General features: G+C 60.8%; 13 protein-coding genes. All 13 read right to left on the reverse strand.

Features of this window, described 5'->3' with window-relative positions; translation table 11 throughout:
* Positions 1–24 precede the first annotated feature (24 nt).
* Complete coding sequence (locus EFD56_RS19045) at positions 25–1077, reverse strand: flagellar hook-associated family protein (RefSeq protein ID WP_004672316.1); 1053 nt, start codon at positions 1075–1077, stop codon at positions 25–27.
* A 3-nt stretch (positions 1078–1080) separates the two neighbouring features.
* Complete coding sequence (flgK, locus tag EFD56_RS19050; RefSeq protein WP_004672315.1) at positions 1081–2568, reverse strand: flagellar hook-associated protein FlgK; 1488 nt, start codon at positions 2566–2568, stop codon at positions 1081–1083.
* A gap of 19 nt (positions 2569–2587) precedes the next feature.
* Positions 2588–3892 carry a flagellar hook protein FlgE gene (locus EFD56_RS19055; RefSeq protein ID WP_004672314.1) on the reverse strand — a complete coding sequence of 435 codons (1305 nt, stop codon included), beginning with the start codon at positions 3890–3892 and terminating at the stop codon, positions 2588–2590.
* Between the two features lie 126 nt (positions 3893–4018).
* Positions 4019–4690 (reverse strand): transcriptional activator Rem, encoded by a 672-nt coding sequence (gene rem / locus EFD56_RS19060; protein ID WP_009993745.1) that lies wholly within the window; start codon positions 4688–4690, stop codon positions 4019–4021.
* 280 nt (positions 4691–4970) lie between these two features.
* Positions 4971–5534, reverse strand: a complete 564-nt coding sequence (locus tag EFD56_RS19065; protein ID WP_037114483.1) for a lytic transglycosylase domain-containing protein — start codon at positions 5532–5534, stop codon at positions 4971–4973.
* Positions 5476–6903, reverse strand: a complete 1428-nt coding sequence (gene fliK, locus EFD56_RS19070) for a flagellar hook-length control protein FliK (protein WP_126905974.1) — start codon at positions 6901–6903, stop codon at positions 5476–5478. Before fliK ends, EFD56_RS19065 begins: the two co-directional genes overlap by 59 nt.
* Positions 6900–8195 (reverse strand): chemotaxis protein MotC, encoded by a 1296-nt coding sequence (gene motC, locus EFD56_RS19075; RefSeq protein WP_126905975.1) that lies wholly within the window; start codon positions 8193–8195, stop codon positions 6900–6902. Before motC ends, fliK begins: the two co-directional genes overlap by 4 nt.
* A 10-nt stretch (positions 8196–8205) precedes the next feature.
* Complete coding sequence (locus EFD56_RS19080) at positions 8206–9528, reverse strand: MotB family protein (protein ID WP_126905976.1); 1323 nt, start codon at positions 9526–9528, stop codon at positions 8206–8208.
* Positions 9525–10154: a hypothetical protein gene (locus tag EFD56_RS19085; protein ID WP_012482690.1), complete on the reverse strand. Its 630-nt coding sequence runs from the start codon at positions 10152–10154 to the stop codon at positions 9525–9527. Before EFD56_RS19085 ends, EFD56_RS19080 begins: the two co-directional genes overlap by 4 nt.
* Positions 10155–10355: 201 nt before the next feature.
* A complete protein-coding gene (locus EFD56_RS19090; RefSeq protein WP_126905977.1) occupies positions 10356–11318 on the reverse strand; it encodes a flagellin N-terminal helical domain-containing protein in 963 nt (320 codons plus the stop codon).
* A gap of 300 nt (positions 11319–11618) precedes the next feature.
* Positions 11619–12530, reverse strand: coding sequence for a flagellin N-terminal helical domain-containing protein (locus EFD56_RS19095; protein WP_004672304.1), 912 nt, complete (start codon positions 12528–12530; stop codon positions 11619–11621).
* 246 nt (positions 12531–12776) lie between these two features.
* Positions 12777–13685, reverse strand: coding sequence for a flagellin N-terminal helical domain-containing protein (locus EFD56_RS19100; protein ID WP_037143396.1), 909 nt, complete (start codon positions 13683–13685; stop codon positions 12777–12779).
* Between the two features lie 281 nt (positions 13686–13966).
* The gene (locus EFD56_RS19105; RefSeq protein WP_037143392.1) at positions 13967–14872 is read right to left on the reverse strand and encodes a flagellin N-terminal helical domain-containing protein; all 906 of its coding nucleotides are present in this window, start codon (positions 14870–14872) and stop codon (positions 13967–13969) included.
* Positions 14873–14978 lie beyond the last annotated feature (106 nt).

The raw sequence follows: 14978 nt of genomic DNA on the forward strand, positions 1-14978 counted from the left end.
TTCTTTATTGCGCGCCTTTGCTCATCAAAGGTAGTTTACGAGACTCAACTGCTGGATTTTCGAAACGATCGTGTAAGCGGTTTCAAGCTGTGTTTCCAAAGTCTTGACGAGGGTCGAGGCTTCGTAAGGGTCGACGCCCTGGAGATCGACCAGCTTGTTCTTGATAATGTTCGACTGCGCGTCGAGAGCGTCGTTGGACTTCTTGACACGCTCCTGGGAGAGGCCAAGCTGGCTTGCCTGCGTCACCAGGCCGCTGGTTGCCTTGGCCGTGTAGCTGATTGCCTGCTTGGAGACGGTCGTCATTGCATCCGTGCTGAGGTTCTGGCCGAGCAGCGCGGAGGTCATGACCGAGGCGAGCGCAAAATAACGCATGCCTTCGGAATTGGCGTTGGTCGAGGATTCGATCACTTCCGAGTTGCTGATGCGGCTCGTCATGTTCTGGCTCGATGCCTGCGACCATCCGGTCGCCGCATTGGTCCAATTGGCCTGGCTGAACATCGGCTCGACCGTCGTCGTGATGAAGGTCTCCATTTCGGTGCCGGTGAGATCGCTGACGGCCTTCGGCGGAGCCAGACCAGCGGCGTAGCTGTTCAGCGCCGTCACGATGGCCGCACTCGTGGCGGTCGTCTTGTCGGTCAGCGGCTGCACGTCGGTATTGATGCCGGAGAACAGATATTCGCCGTTCACCATGGTATTGGCCGTATCCATCATGGTGGACAGGGCGCTGGTCGCCGACTGGATGGCGACGGTGATGCTGCCCGGATCGTGGCTGCCCTGCAGCGCAGTCAGCTTCGAAACGAGGCCATCGCCGACATCCTTCATCTTGGACAGGCCGAGCTGCGAGGATTCCATGCGGGCGCTGACAAGCGAATTGCTTGACTTGATCGAATCGATCCGGTCGGTCTCGCGGGTGAAGTCGACGCTTCTGGCAGCATTGCCGCCGAGCGAGACACCGATATCCGCATAGACTCCCGTCGTTGCTTCCATCGTCGCCTTCGTCATCTGGTTCTGCGCCTGACGGATCGTCAAACGCATCGCACTTTGAATGGCGGTACTTGAAATAAATGAGCTCTTCATGGCTTAACTCGCGATATCCAGCAATGACTTCAACATTTCGTCGACAGCGTTAAGGATTTTGGTCGCCGCTTTGTAGGACTGTTCGATATCGAGAAGCAGCGTCAGTTCCTCGTCGAGGTTGACGCCGGTTTCGTTGGAATAAGCTTCGTCGGAGCGCGACAGGGCGGCCGAGGTGTTTTCCGCCGCCGTCGTGGCGTTGCTGCGATACTGCTCGAGCCAGCCGAGGGAATTGGTCGCATATTCCATGATGCTGACGTTGGAATCGATCCCCGTCGTGGCGTCGAAGCCGACCGCCGGACCTGCCGCCGGATCGAAATCGATGTCGGAGCCCAAGGCGGTGTAAAGACGGTCGAGGTCCGTCGTATAGCCACTGAGGCCGGTCGGATTGTTGACGACGCCGTTGACGTTGACGCCGCCATCGCGCAGCCGCATCGGGTCGCCGCCCTGCGATGTGATCACACGGCTGCTGACGCTGATGGTCGACGCCATGCCGGCAATCGCAGTGCCGCCGGTGTCGACCGTGCCGCCGCTCCAGGTGAAGAGGCCGGGCACATAGGCCGGGGGCCCAGCAGTATTCTGCTCCTTGAAGAGAGAGACGAGGCCGCGGGCGATTTCATCGAGCTGCTTCTGGAAGTTGGGGGCGATCTCGTCGCGAACCTGAAGGAGCGACTGGAGGCTCCCCTGCGCCGTCGTCGTCGATCCGCTGCCGCGCGGCAGTGCGACACCGTCGACATAGACCGAATTGCCGGTGATGGTGGCGTTGTAGACATCCTGAGCCTGGAACGTCACCTTGCGCGGGATCGTCTCGAACAGGATCGTCCCGTCAGGCGTGCTCAGCACCATATCGTTGTTGTCGCGCGTTGTCGCGCTGACGCCGACGATCTGCGAAATCTGCTTGAGGGTCTTCTCACGCTCATCGAGAGCGCTGGAAGGGTCCGCCCCCGTAGCCGTGGCGGTCTTCACCGCGTTATTGGCCTTCTCGAACTGGCTGAGGAGCGTGTTCAGCGTGTCGACCGCGGTGGCGATCTGCTTGTCGGCGCCGGCGCGAACGTCCTGTACGGATTGCGAGGCATTGTTCAGCGAGTTGGCGACGTCCTGAGCGGCGGTGATGGCGCCCTGAGCGGCGACAGTGCTGCCGGGCGACGTGCGGAAGGCCTGGAGCTTCTGCTGGAACACCCCGAGATAGGTGGATGGCGACGTTTCATAGTCGTTGCCACCCATGATCGACTTGAGGTCTTCAAGGCCGCTCAGCAGGGTCTGCTGAGCGCTGTCCTGAGAGGACGACTTGAGATACTGGCGCAGCAGGGCGTCTTCCTGAGCCCGGTCGATCTTGACGACCTGCGAGCCGTTCAGGGACGTGGTAAGCATTGCCTGCCGGCGCACGTAATCTTTGTTGCCCGCATTCGAGATATTGTTCGATACGACACTGCTCTGCGTGCCGGTATTGTTGAATATGCTCTGCGCGGTATTAAGTGCGGATGTGAGCGACATGGCTTACCCGTTACCCTGATTATCTCTTGAGATTGACGAGAACGTCCATGATGTCGGATCCCGTCTGGAACACTTTCGAATTGGCGGTGTAGCTGCGCTGCGCTTCGATCATCTCGGTCAGTTCGCCGGCGAGGTCGACGTTCGAACCTTCGAGAGCACCCGATTTGATGGTGCCGAGGCCATTGGTCTGCGGGAAGCCGGTGACGGTGACGCCCGACTGGCCGTTGGCGCTGTAGACGTTGCCGCTCATCAAGGTCAATTTGTCCGGGCTTGCGACATTGGCGAGCGGAATGCGATAGAGCGGCTTGGTGCTGCCGTCTTCATACTTGGCATAGACGATGCCATCGCCGTCGATGGTGACGTCCTTGACCGGGGTCGCCGCCTGGCCGTTCGGCGTGCCGGTGCCGGAAAAGGCAGCGCCGAGCTGGGTCAAGCCTGAGAAGTCCATTGCAATCGTCTGGCCGGTGACCCCATCGGTGATGTTGATAGCGCCGCCCGTGAGCAATTTGCCATCGCGGTCGAAGGTGATCGAGCCCGTGCCGACTGCGCCACCGGCGCTGTAGGGGAAGGAGGTGGTGCCGCCGGTCGCCGCATTGGCGTTGCGGAACATCGCCACTTCCCAGGTGGCCGCAGCAGCGGGAGGTGCCGGCGGCGGCGCTGCCGCGACCGCGGTCTTGGTGAAGTAGAAGTCGTACATCACCTTGTTGCCGAGACGGTCGTAGGCGACCATCGAGACTTTTTTGGTGTCCGTCGTCGTGGTGGCAAGGTTGGCACTCGGGAGCGTCGCAGGAGCGACCGGAGCGACGTTGGCGTTGGAATCGAGGTTGCCTTTGAAGACACCGGATGTCGAGGCGATGGCGGTGAGGCCATCCTGGTTGACGTTGACGGGAACCAGGCCGTCGAAGCCATTGACGACGACCGCGGGAGAACCAGAATCGTAGGAATAGCCCATCAGCTGGAAGCCGGCGGCGTTGACGAGGTTGCCTTCGTCATCCTTCTGGAAGTCGCCGGCGCGGGTCAGAACCGGCGTGCCGTCAGGCCCCTGGACAATGAAGAAGCCGTCGCCCGAGATCGCAAGATCGGTGGTGGAGGTGGTGTAGGAAATGTCGCCCTGATCGGAGACGGCCTGGCGGACGGAGGTCTGAACGCCGCCAGAATTGTAGTTGCCGCCCGAGGAGGGCAGGACCAGCGAGGAGAAGCTCGTCGACACGGCCTTGTAACCGGTCGTGTTCACGTTGGCGATGTTGTCGGAGACCGTGCTGAGGCGGTTCGCCTGCGCGTTCATTCCGGATACCGCCGTCTTCATGCTGCCGAAAATGCTCATCTGAAAACCTCGTTTTACCTGTTAAACTCGAGAGTATTTGTCGGGCCTTGCGTGAAGCTGTCTGTGATGGCGCGCTGCAAGGCCGATCTCGAGGTCCAGCCGGGCGCCGCCACCCGGCCGAGAAAATCAGGCCCAATCGATGCAGTAGCCAAGGAAGCGCTTGGAATCGACCGGATCGACGCCGAGCTTCTTGCGCAGCTTTTTGCGCAGCTTCGAGATGTGGCTTTCGACGACGTTCTCTTCGACCTCTTCGTCGAAGATGCCGTAGATGGCGTTGAAGATCTGAGTCTTAGTCACCCGGCGACCGCGATTGGCGATCAAATATTCGAGGATGCGGCGCTCGCGCCGGGGCAGCGCGAAGACTTCGCCGTTGATCTCGGGGTCGCGGCCATCCGAGAAGACGCGGATGCCGCCGATGTCGGTGTAGTTGGCGATCGCCTTCAGCCGGCGCCGGATCGCAGCCGCCCTGGCGAGGATTTCGCGCGGATGGACCGGCTTGCGCACCACGTCGTCAACGCCGCAATCGAAAAGCGCAAGCGTGTTTTCCAGCGAGGGTTGGTCGCTGACCGCGATCACCGGTGCCATCGAGCGATCCCGGATCGCCCGCGGCAACTCCAGGCTGCGCTGGCCCTGTCCGATGAGGAAGGCCTCGACGGCCGCAATATCAGAATCGGCGGCGGTCTGCACCCAGTCGCCAAATTCCGATGGATCAAAACCGGTAGAGGGAATGCCCTCCCGGCCAAACAGAGATGTATATCCGTCTTTCACGAGCTCGCGCTCATCAACCACTACGATCATTCGTCCGCCTCCGAATCAGTGTGGCACTTCGATGATCTATGGGTACGAATCGCGCGAATCGGCGACAACTCGTTAAAGTTAATGGCAGAAATTAATAATTGATTAAGATCTGCGTGGCGATTTGATCTAGATCTAGTGGTCGCCCTCGAATATCCACACAAAAGTTTCGTGGAAAAGTTAACGAGCGGTTAAATGTGACTTGCGCATCGATTTGGCGCCGGATTCCTGCCACATTATGACACAGTTTCGTCATATTCCGGCACTTCTATTTCCGGTTGAATTAATTTTGGCAGAAGTTACTCGCATTGGGAGTCCACTTGCCGTAGCCCGTGGCCACCAGATTGGCGATGACGCGGCAGACATATTGCTTCTGCGCGGGATCGTTATTCGGGCCGGCATGGTATCTGGCTACCGCCATCGTCCACGTCTCATGACGGTCATGCAGGTTGCGGAGAAACCTCGCGGCATATTCGACGTTGCGATGCGGATCGAACATGTCCTCGGCGGACGCGAAATTCTCGCCGTGATAATAGTGGTTGATCTGCATGCATCCGATGTCGATGAGCTTCGCCCCGCTTCTGCGAGCGACATCGAACTGCCGCATCGCGTCCTCTTCCGAAGGCGGGAAGATCGCCTTACCTTCGACGTTCATGGCATAGGGATAGAGCGAGCCTTTGCGACCGGTCTCCGTCAGACCGACCGAATAGAGGATGCCCTCCGGGATGCCATATTTGGCGGCAGCCGACTGGATTTCGCGTTCGCAGGCGCCGGTGGAGGCAGCCGCCTCAGAGGTAAACGCCGCCAGCCCCGCTGCCGCGAGCCCCGCCAGCAGAAACGTCTTCAATACCGGTCTCGCCTGCGCCATTGAAGCCTCCATCCGTCCGCTGCGCCGTCTGATTGTGGCGCTCGCGCGCCGCCCCGCCCTGCCCCTGCTGGGCGAGCGACTGCTGCGGGGAGGCCTGCCCCTGCCCGCCAGCCTGATTGCCGGCGTCGACGCGCTCGACGGGAGCCATACTGATGGTAACGTTGTCGACCGCGTAACCCTGGCTGCGCAGCGCTTCGAGAATCTTGCCGTGATCTTCCTTCAGCTGCCGGTAGGCGGCACCGGTTTCGACCTTGAGGTCGACGTTCAAGGCATCGCCGGAGAGGCGCATGGTCGCCGTCACCAGGCCAAGATCGATCGGGTTCATCTGGATCTTCAGCGTATTGACCACCTTGCCGGTGCTCGTCCATTCCGCCGCGTTGGAGAGCGCCGAGCTCGGCTCCATGGCGCGCGCCCATTCGGAATCGCCGGAGAGGGCGGCGGTGACGGCGGCGGAATTGGTATTCTGCGCCAAGCCGATATAGCGGCGCGATTCGAGCACCGAGACGTTTTCGACGTCGGTCTTCTTCGAGCCGTCCTTCGACCCGGCCTGATCCGCACCGATGTGAACATCCATCGATACGCCGCGACCGTCGGCGCGGCTGAGCCGGAAGGTTCTGCCGTCAGCGGCGTCGGCATTCTGCGCACCTGGAACCCCGATGTCATCCGCCTTGATGCCTTCGACATTGCCGCTGACGGCCGCCAGGGCGTCGGATGCGTGGCCGCTCGTTTTGCCGTCAGCCGCAGTCTTCTTGTCGACAGGCCCGGCCTCCCCGGCCGTGGCGGCGGCGAGTTGAGCGGCGGCGGCCGGCAAGGCGGCGGGCTCCTGCTTCAACAGGCCGAGTACGTCGGAAATGCCGCCGTCATCGTCCTCGCTGTCGGCATCCGCATCTGTTGCCGAGAGGTCGGTCTTGGCGTGTTTGACCCCTTTGGCTGCCTGCGCGGCCTCGTCAGCGGACGGATCCTTGGCATCGAGCTTACCGCGATCGGCCGGCAACTTGGCCTGATCCTTTGCGGGCTTTGCAGCGGCCTTTGCACCATTGGCGACTGTTTCCGGCCGCGCCTCGGCCTGCGCCTTCAGGGCGGCGTCGCTGAGATCGATCAATGGCTTGGCGCCGCTGCGGCGGCGGACCGTGTGCGCCAGCGTCGCCGCGTCGCCGTCGACCACTCCCTGATCCGGCTGCGCATCGTCGGGCGCGTCGTTGGCGGCACTGCCGCTCGCTTTCGCGAGCACATCGGAGAAGTCGCCCTTCTGACCGGCGGCGTCGCCCTTTCCTGCCCCTTTGGCGGATTTCGCGGCCGCAGCCGCGTCCGCACCGGAGGCTCCGCCCGAGACGCTCAAATCCATCATTGTTCGTTGCCTTCCTGCGCCAGAAGACCATCGATCTCGTCGAGCTTGGATCGGCTGGTCGTCACAAATGCGTTGAATGAGGGGTCGGTATCCTGGCTCTGGCCAGTCGATGCCACACCTCCCGGAACAGGCTCGGGAGACGCGCCTGGCGCTCCCGGTTGCATGGCTATCGCCGCGGCCTTTTCAGAAGTGATTTCTTGATGAGAAGTGTTAGGATCGGATGCTTGCGTCAGGCTTGCCGGATCCGGCGCGCGCAGGATCTGCTCGGCGACGGATCGTGCCGCCGCCTGCAGCGCCTGGTCCCGCGGCGACAGTGCATTGCCGTCAATGCCGCTGACATTCTTCGCCGCCTGATCGATATCCTGCGTGGGAAGGCCGGCCATGCCGCCGTAAAAATCGGCGAGCGGGCCGAAGGCATTGTCGGTGCCTGCACCAAGCGATTGCACACGTTCGACCGCCATGCGCGCCAGCTCCGGCTTGCCTGATATTGCGGCAGCGCGAGCGATGCGCAGATAGACCTCACGCTGGCGCGGAGCATCCATGAAGGACAGGATGTCGACGACATCCTGCGGTTTCACGTCGCGATCATGGGCGACGACGAGCTTGACGAACAGATCGGCAAATTGGCTGGCATAGGGCGAATGCAGGAAGCGGCGGGCATAACGCTGCGAATAGGCCAGCCCCTTGTCTAGCAGTCCCTTGTCGACGCAGATGGCGACGGAACGGCGCAAGGCCGCTTCCTCGACAATCGTGCCCGGCGCGGCGAGACGCGCCTGGTCGTAGAGATCCAGCGCATCCGTCGGTTTCGTGGCGATCAGGACGTTGCCGCCGATCAGCGCCAGGTAGGGACCGATCTTCTTGTCACGATATTCCCTGGCTGTTTCCTCCAGCGTTTTGGCGACGAGGAGCCCTTTGCCGCTCAGATATTTGCGCAGCACGTCGGTGACGCGGTTGTCGAAATAGCCGTTGACGTCATGGGCGATCAGATATTCGAGCGTCTGCGGATTGCCGCCGCTCATCGCATAGATCAGCGCAGCATCGACATTGCGGTCGTCGTCGTAGATCGACGTATCGGCCGTGCGCAGCCGCTCGTCGATCGTGCCCAGCATGAAGCGCTGCATCTCGCCGGCCGAATGATCGCCGGCGACGACCGAATCCTGCACGAACTGCAGCGACCGCAGCATCTTGTACGGCGAGAGATCGTCCGGATCCTGCGCATTGCCTGCGGCGGGCGAAAGCATCGCCAGGCCGAGGGCTATAAATCCGAGGTAACGATGCTGCCGACGCGCCATCCGACTATCCTTAATCCGCCTGCACCAGGATCTCGATCCGGCGGTTGGCCGCGTTGAACGGGTCGGCAGGCAGTTTCAACCGACGGTCGGCGAAGCCGGAGACCTGCGATATGCGCTTCTCGTCCAGCCCGCCGCGCACGAGCATGTAGTAGGCACTTTGGGCGCGATCCATCGACAGCCGCCAGTTCTCGTTCTGGCCGCCCTTGTACTGACGTCCGTCCGTGTGGCCACGGATGGCGACGGCGCCGCCCCTCTCCTTCAGGATCGTGCCTATCCTTTCCATGGCCAGCACCATCTCCTGGCGCGGAACCGCGGAACCGATGTTGAACATCGAATCGTCGTTCTGGTCGGAGATGCTGACCAGCAGGCCGCCTTCGGATGCCGTCACCGTCAGGCCTTCGGCAAGCTTGCCGGCAACGCCGCCGATCTGTTGGGCGATCTGCTGCTGAAGCTCATCCGCTTCCTTCTTCTGCCGTTCGGTCTCGTCCGCGCTCTTGTCAGCATCCTTTTGGTGATCGGCGTTCTTCTCGGCCTCCGCCTTCTTCTCGTCGGGCGCCTTACCATCCGTCGTCTTGCCGCCCTTGGTCTCGGGCGCGCCCTTGGTTTCCTTGCTCTCCTTGGCGTCCTTGGCGGGCTTCTGGTCGGTCGCCAAAGGCACCGGCTTCATATCCTCGGCCTTGGCGACCTCGGTTGCCGCACCTTCGGTCGCCTGCTCCGCGCTCTTGCCGGGCGGCAGGGCTTTTCCAGCCGTTGTCACCTCGACCTGCTTCGTCCAGAAATCCGGATCGAAGGGATCGCGATAGGCTTCGCCGCCATCGGCGCCGGTCGCCGGGCCGGAATCGGCCGCGCCGCCATCGCCCTTGGCGCTGACATTGGCCTGCTGGCCGACTTCCTGGGCGATCTCGGCAAGAACCGAATATGGATTTTCGAAAAAGTCGGCTTCGGAATAATTGGTCTGGTCGCCTGAAGTCGATGTCTGGTCGTCACCATCGGCGGCGGACTTGCCCTCAGTCGGATTGTCTTCCTTCTGCTTCGACTTTTCCTTCTTTTCCTCACCCTCGGCATGGTCGACGGGCTTCTTCAGGCCCTTCTCCGTCGGCTTTTCGTCGGCGAGCTTGATCGGATTGAAATAGGTCGCGACCGCGGCCTTGGTTTCCTCGTTGGCGGCGTTGACAAGCCACATGACCAGGAAGAACGCCATCATCGCCGTCATGAAGTCGGCATAGGCAATTTTCCACGCACCGCCATGGGCACCATCGTGATCACCGCCGCCATGCCGCTTGACGATGATGATCTCGTTCCTGCCGTGGTGATGGTTTTCGCCTTCGCTCATTCGAGAACTTTCTTCAAGCTGGCCGCCCAGGCGGACATACGGGTGACGATGACGGAGTCACCGATTTCGACGGCAAGATCGATATCGTCGCTCTCCAGGTGGCGAACCGCGGTGGCATGTTCGCCGAGCTCGGCCTTCAATATGTCGAAGAGGCGGGTCGGCCCCCTGACGACGATCGGTCCGGCAGCACCCTCGAGGATCGCGTCGCGCAGCAATGCGGCGAGGTTTTCGGCGGCCTTGGCCGCAAGCGCCTCGGTCATGACGGGCGCAATCGCCGCAGCCGCGCCGGCGCTGACCAGTTGGGCGAGTTCTTCGGCAATATCGCGCACGCGCGAGGCAATGACGGCGGCCGCCTCGACTTCATAGCGGAGCTTCAGTTCTTCGAGCTCGCGCGCATGGATCTCGGCCAGAGCGCGCGCCTCGCTTTCGTATTTCTCGGTCAATTCAGCGGTCGCCGCCGCATGGCCTTGCGCATAGGCATCGCGACGCTCCGCCTCGACGTCGACCGATGGTTCGCTCGGTGCCTCGGGAAAAGCATCGCCGGGAAAGTCGTCGATGTCGATGATCGGCGCCGACGGTTTCGGCTCGCCGAAATCCTTCAAATACCGAGAAAGCGAAATGCTCATAGAAACCATCCAGCATCCGGGAGACACGCAGCATGCTGCCCCCCGTTCAAAATGACCTTGCGCGCGACATGTCCTTCGCGGCGAACAAGGGCTTGACCTTGCGCCGGCATGATTTCGGACGATGCCTTCATGCCGGAAACTAGGAAGTCAAACTTGCGCGAGGGTGAATGGCGCCGCCGCCATCGACGATCGCGCCCAGCTCTATTCCAGCAGAATGAGGATCTTGCTGGCGGCCGTGTTCAGGATCGAGATCGCTTCCACGGCCATCTGCTTCTGGGTTTCTATCGCCTTTTGCCGGATCGAAGCCTCGTCCATATCGGTATCGACGAGCGCGCCGACGCTCTTGTCGATCGAATCGGACAGATCGGCGGTGTAGTCGATCTGATCGTCGATGCGCGCCTTCATCACGCCGATCGAGGCGGATGTCGTCGTCAGCGAGGAGAGCAGAGAGTCGGTGACATCCAGCATGTCGGCGAGCTGGGCGTCCGTGGTGTTCTTGCCGATCGCGACTTCCGTGCCCGTCGCCGGCGTCGTCGAATCGGCGTCCAGCAGGTAATAATTCCGCGGTCCCGTGCCGCTATTGTTGATCGCCTGGGCATCAACTGCCTTGGTGAACAGGCCGCCGCTCGCATTGTTCTTATCTATGAGGATGGTCTGCGACGACGGGAAGTCGATGCTCTGAGCCTGGTATTCGCCGGTCGAGGCGCGCACGAAACCCGAAATGACCGACCATGTCGGCGGCGACGCCTTGTCACTGTTCAGCAACCAGTTCTCCCCTGCAAAGGACGTCGATTCGACGACGGTCCTCAGCTGGTCCTTGTATTCGCTGATCTCGGCGTTGATCTTATCCTTGTCGGTGCCGGGCTCTCTTGCCGCAACGAGCTTGGTGCGAATCTGGGTGACGAGATCGATCGCCGAAGTCATCGCCGTATAGGTCGCATCCACCTTGGCGGCACCGAGACCGAGCGCGTCGCCGATCGTGCCGAGATTGGTGCTGTCCGAGCGCATGACGGTCGCGACCGACCAGTAAGAGGCGTCGTCGGCGGCCGTCTCGATCCGATATCCCGAAGACACTTGCTGCTGGGTCTGGCTGGCTTCTTTGTTGATGCTGCGCAGCACCGAAAGTGCATTCACCGCGGCCGCGCTGGTAATCTTAACGGTCATCGACAGGGTCTCGGAATCAGATGAAAGGGCAGGCCGGACTGCCGGCAGCGACTGGCGTGGCGTCATGCCTCCGGTGGATCTCCACCGGCGTGTCGCAAAAACAAATCAACTCAAGGTCAGGTTAACTCGATACCAAGCTGTTGAGCAAGAGCGCGGCCACGAGCCGCAGCCAGCGAAACTTCGCCCGGAGCAACCTATTGATATAAAAGAAAGAACCGCGCCGTTTCGGGCGCGGTCCGGAAGGTTTTCTGCGTGGCGCCGGACGGCGGCGCAAGATTCGGTCCAGCTTCAGCGGGGCGATTAGCTGCGGAACAGGGTGAGGATGTTCTGCGCGCTGGAATTGGCGATCGACAGCGACTGGATGGCCAGCTGCTGCTGGGTCTGCAACGCCGTCAGCTTACTCGATTCCTCTTCCATGTCGGCATCGACGAGGCGACCGACGCCTGAGTCGATCGAGTCGCTCAGCGCTCCGACGAAGTTTTCCTGCAGTTCGATGCGGGTGGAAATCGAACCGAGCTGCGAGGCAGCCTTGGTCATGGCTTCGAGACCGGCCTCGATCGAGGTCAGCGCCATGGAGATCTCAACCGAACCGAAGGTGCTGATATCCATCGAATAGATCGAGCCGATCGTACCGTATGACGTGCCGATAATGCCGGCGCTCGTATCGATCGTGCCGGTCGAGGTCATGCCGAAGAGAACGTTGCCCGAGGAGCTCGTGTCCAGGACGTAGTCCGTCGTCTTGACCGAGACATTGCCGTTGCCGTCGCGGACGAAGGTCGACACGACGCTCTTGGTGCCGTCAGCGCCGGCGACCCAGTTTTCACCGGAGAAGGAAGCCGACTGCGCGATGCTCAGAAGCTGCTGCTGCAGCTGACCGATTTCCTCCTGGACCTTGGTCTTGTCGACGCCCTTTTCGGTTGCGGCAACGATCTTCGCCTTGATCTCACTGATGACGTCGATGGCGCTGTCCATGGCGGAATAGGCAGTGTCGACCTTGGCGGCGCCGAGGCCGAGAGCGTCGGAAACGGCAGACAGCGCCTTGTTGTCCGAACGCATGGTCGTTGCGATCGACCAGTAGGCGGCATTGTCGGCGGCCTTTTCGACGCGGTAACCCGAGGATACACGGTTCTGCGTGCCTTCGAGGCTGTCGTTGATGCCGCGGAGCGTCTGAAGGGCGGCCATCGCCGCGACGTTGGTCAAAATGCTGGTCATGAAATGATTGCCCCTTGTCGGCAGGTGGGAAAAAGGGACATTCCGGAAAGCTACCGGGAACGGGGATCAGCCTCATGCCTGTTAACCGGTTTTAAATTTCGGTTAACCCGCCGTCTCGTTGGCCTCAGAAAACAGCATTATGGTTAATCAATCCTTAACGGAAATAAAAAAGCCGCGCTCCATCGAAGCGCGGCTCTATTTCGAGACGCCCGCCGGAGACCGGCGGGCCATATTTTCTGCCGGATATTAGCCGCGGAAGAGCGACAGGATGGTCTGCGAAGAGGAGTTCGCAATCGACAGCGACTGGACAGCCAGCTGCTGCTGGGTCTGCAGGGCGCTGAGCTTGGAGGATTCTTCTTCCATGTTGGCGTCGACGAGGCGGCCGACACCGGAGTCGATCGAGTCGCTGAGCGCGTTGACGAAGTTTTCCTGCAGTTCGATGCGCTTGGAGATCGAGCCGAGAGCTGCACCGGCGCTGGTCATGGACTTCAGAGCCGATTCGACGTTCGTCAGAGCGGTCTGGATCTGGCCGAGGGTGAAGTTGGTGATGTCCATCGCGTAGACCGAACCGGTCGCGCCATTCGACGTGCCGAGGATACCCGTGGAGGTTTCGACCGCGCCGCCGCTCATGCCGAACAGAACGTTGCCGGCGGAGCTGTCGTCGAGAACGTAGTCGGTCATCACGACGGAAACGGCGTTGGAGCCGTCGCGGACGAAGGAAGCGACGACGTTCTTGGTGCCGTCAGCACCGGCAACCCAGTTTTCACCGGAGAAGGACGCCGACTGAGCGATGCTGAGCAGCTGCTGCTGCAGCTGGCTGATTTCTTCCTGGACCTTGGCCTTGTCGACACCGTTTTCAGTGGCGGCTACGAGCTTGGCCTTGATGTCACCGACGACGTCGATGGCGCTGTCCATGGCGGAGTAAGCGGTGTCGACCTTGGCGGCGCCGAGACCGAGAGCGTCGGAAACAGCGGAAAGTGCCTTGTTGTCCGAACGCATGGTCGTTGCGATCGACCAGTAAGCGGCATTGTCGGCAGCCTTGCCGACGCGATAGCCGGACGAAACGTGAGCCTGGGTCGTCTGGAGGCCCTGGTTGATGCCGCGGAGAGTCTGGAGGGCTGCCATTGCAGCATTATTGGTGTTGATGCTCGTCATAGTCTGATTGCCCCTTATTGGCAGAATTTAAGAAGGGACATTCCGGATTTTGGCCGGCCCACAGCGATCAGCATCATGCCTGTTAACCATTCTCGTTAAGGTTAACTCGCCGTTTCGATGGGCCTAGAAAACAGCAAGATGGTTAAGGAAAGCTAAATTAAAAACGGAAATAGTGTAAAAATATCTGAGGCTTAGACGGATTCTCATTAACCTTATATTAAAACATTTCGCGGCCGGGGATAACCCGGCCGCGAAACTTGGAAGCCTTGTGCCGACCGCTCTTAGCGGAAGAGCGAAAGGATGTTCTGCGAAGAGGAGTTCGCAATCGACAGCGACTGGATGGCCAGCTGCTGCTGGGTCTGCAGGGCGCTGAGCTTGGAAGATTCTTCTTCCATGTCGGCGTCGACGAGACGGCCGATACCGGAGTCGATCGAGTCGCTGAGAGCCGAAACGAAGTCTTCCTGGTTGTCGATGCGCTTGGAGAGCGAGCCGAGAGCTGCACCCGCGCTGGTCATGGACTTCAGAGCAGCTTCGACGTTCGTCAGAGCGGTCTGGATCTGGCCAGCAGTGAAGTTGGTGATGTCCATGGCGTAGATCGAACCGGTCGCACCATTCGATGTACCGAGAATACCCGTGGAGGTTTCGACCGCGCCGCCGCTCATGCCGAACAGAACGTTGCCGGCGGAGCCGCTGTCGAGAACGTAGTCCGTCGTCGTAACCGAAACGGCGTTGGAGCCGTCGCGAACGAAGGAGGAAACAACGCTCTTGGTGCCGTTAGCGCCGGCAACCCAGTTTTCGCCGTTGAACGAAGCCGACTGCGCGATGCTTTTCAACTGCTCCTGCAGCTGGCCGATTTCTTCCTGGACCTTGGCCTTGTCGACGCCGTTTTCAGTGGCGGCAACGAGCTTGGCCTTGATGTCGCCAACGACGTCGATGGCGCTATCCATGGCGGTGTAAGCGGTATCGACCTTGGCGGCACCCATGCCGAGAGCGTCGGAAACTGCAGACAGAGCCTTGTTGTCCGAACGCATGGTCGTTGCGATCGACCAGTAAGCAGCGTTGTCAGAAGCCTTTTCAACGCGGTAACCGGACGAAACGTGGTTCTGCGTGCTGTTGAGGCCCTGGTTGACGTTGCGCAGCGTCTGGAGAGCGGCCATTGCGGAAGAATTGGTGTTAATGCTTGTCATAAATCTGTCCCCTGGAAACTAGATACAAAAAGGAGGACATACCGGACTGTAGTACCGGCGATGACGGACCAGCTTCATGCTACTCGGCGCCTGCTTGTTTGGCCCA

This window comes from Rhizobium phaseoli, assembly GCF_003985125.1.
GTDB lineage: Bacteria > Pseudomonadota > Alphaproteobacteria > Rhizobiales > Rhizobiaceae > Rhizobium > Rhizobium phaseoli.

What these genes read in the sequence shown, in the direction of transcription:
- EFD56_RS19095 (WP_004672304.1), bottom strand. Translation starts at nt 12,530, where the DNA reads ATGACCAGCATTTTGACCAACGTCGCGGCGATGGCCGCCCTTCAGACG.
- EFD56_RS19045 (WP_004672316.1), bottom strand. Translation starts at nt 1,077, where the DNA reads ATGAAGAGCTCATTTATTTCAAGTACCGCCATTCAAAGTGCGATGCGT.
- flgK (WP_004672315.1), bottom strand. Translation starts at nt 2,568, where the DNA reads ATGTCGCTCACATCCGCACTTAATACCGCGCAGAGCATATTCAACAAT.
- EFD56_RS19085 (WP_012482690.1), bottom strand. Translation starts at nt 10,154, where the DNA reads ATGAGCATTTCGCTTTCTCGGTATTTGAAGGATTTCGGCGAGCCGAAA.
- EFD56_RS19090 (WP_126905977.1), bottom strand. Translation starts at nt 11,318, where the DNA reads ATGACCGTTAAGATTACCAGCGCGGCCGCGGTGAATGCACTTTCGGTG.
- EFD56_RS19055 (WP_004672314.1), bottom strand. Translation starts at nt 3,892, where the DNA reads ATGAGCATTTTCGGCAGCATGAAGACGGCGGTATCCGGAATGAACGCG.
- fliK (WP_126905974.1), bottom strand. Translation starts at nt 6,903, where the DNA reads ATGATGGATTTGAGCGTCTCGGGCGGAGCCTCCGGTGCGGACGCGGCT.
- motC (WP_126905975.1), bottom strand. Translation starts at nt 8,195, where the DNA reads ATGGCGCGTCGGCAGCATCGTTACCTCGGATTTATAGCCCTCGGCCTG.
- rem (WP_009993745.1), bottom strand. Translation starts at nt 4,690, where the DNA reads ATGATCGTAGTGGTTGATGAGCGCGAGCTCGTGAAAGACGGATATACA.
- EFD56_RS19100 (WP_037143396.1), bottom strand. Translation starts at nt 13,685, where the DNA reads ATGACGAGCATCAACACCAATAATGCTGCAATGGCAGCCCTCCAGACT.
- EFD56_RS19105 (WP_037143392.1), bottom strand. Translation starts at nt 14,872, where the DNA reads ATGACAAGCATTAACACCAATTCTTCCGCAATGGCCGCTCTCCAGACG.
- EFD56_RS19080 (WP_126905976.1), bottom strand. Translation starts at nt 9,528, where the DNA reads ATGAGCGAAGGCGAAAACCATCACCACGGCAGGAACGAGATCATCATC.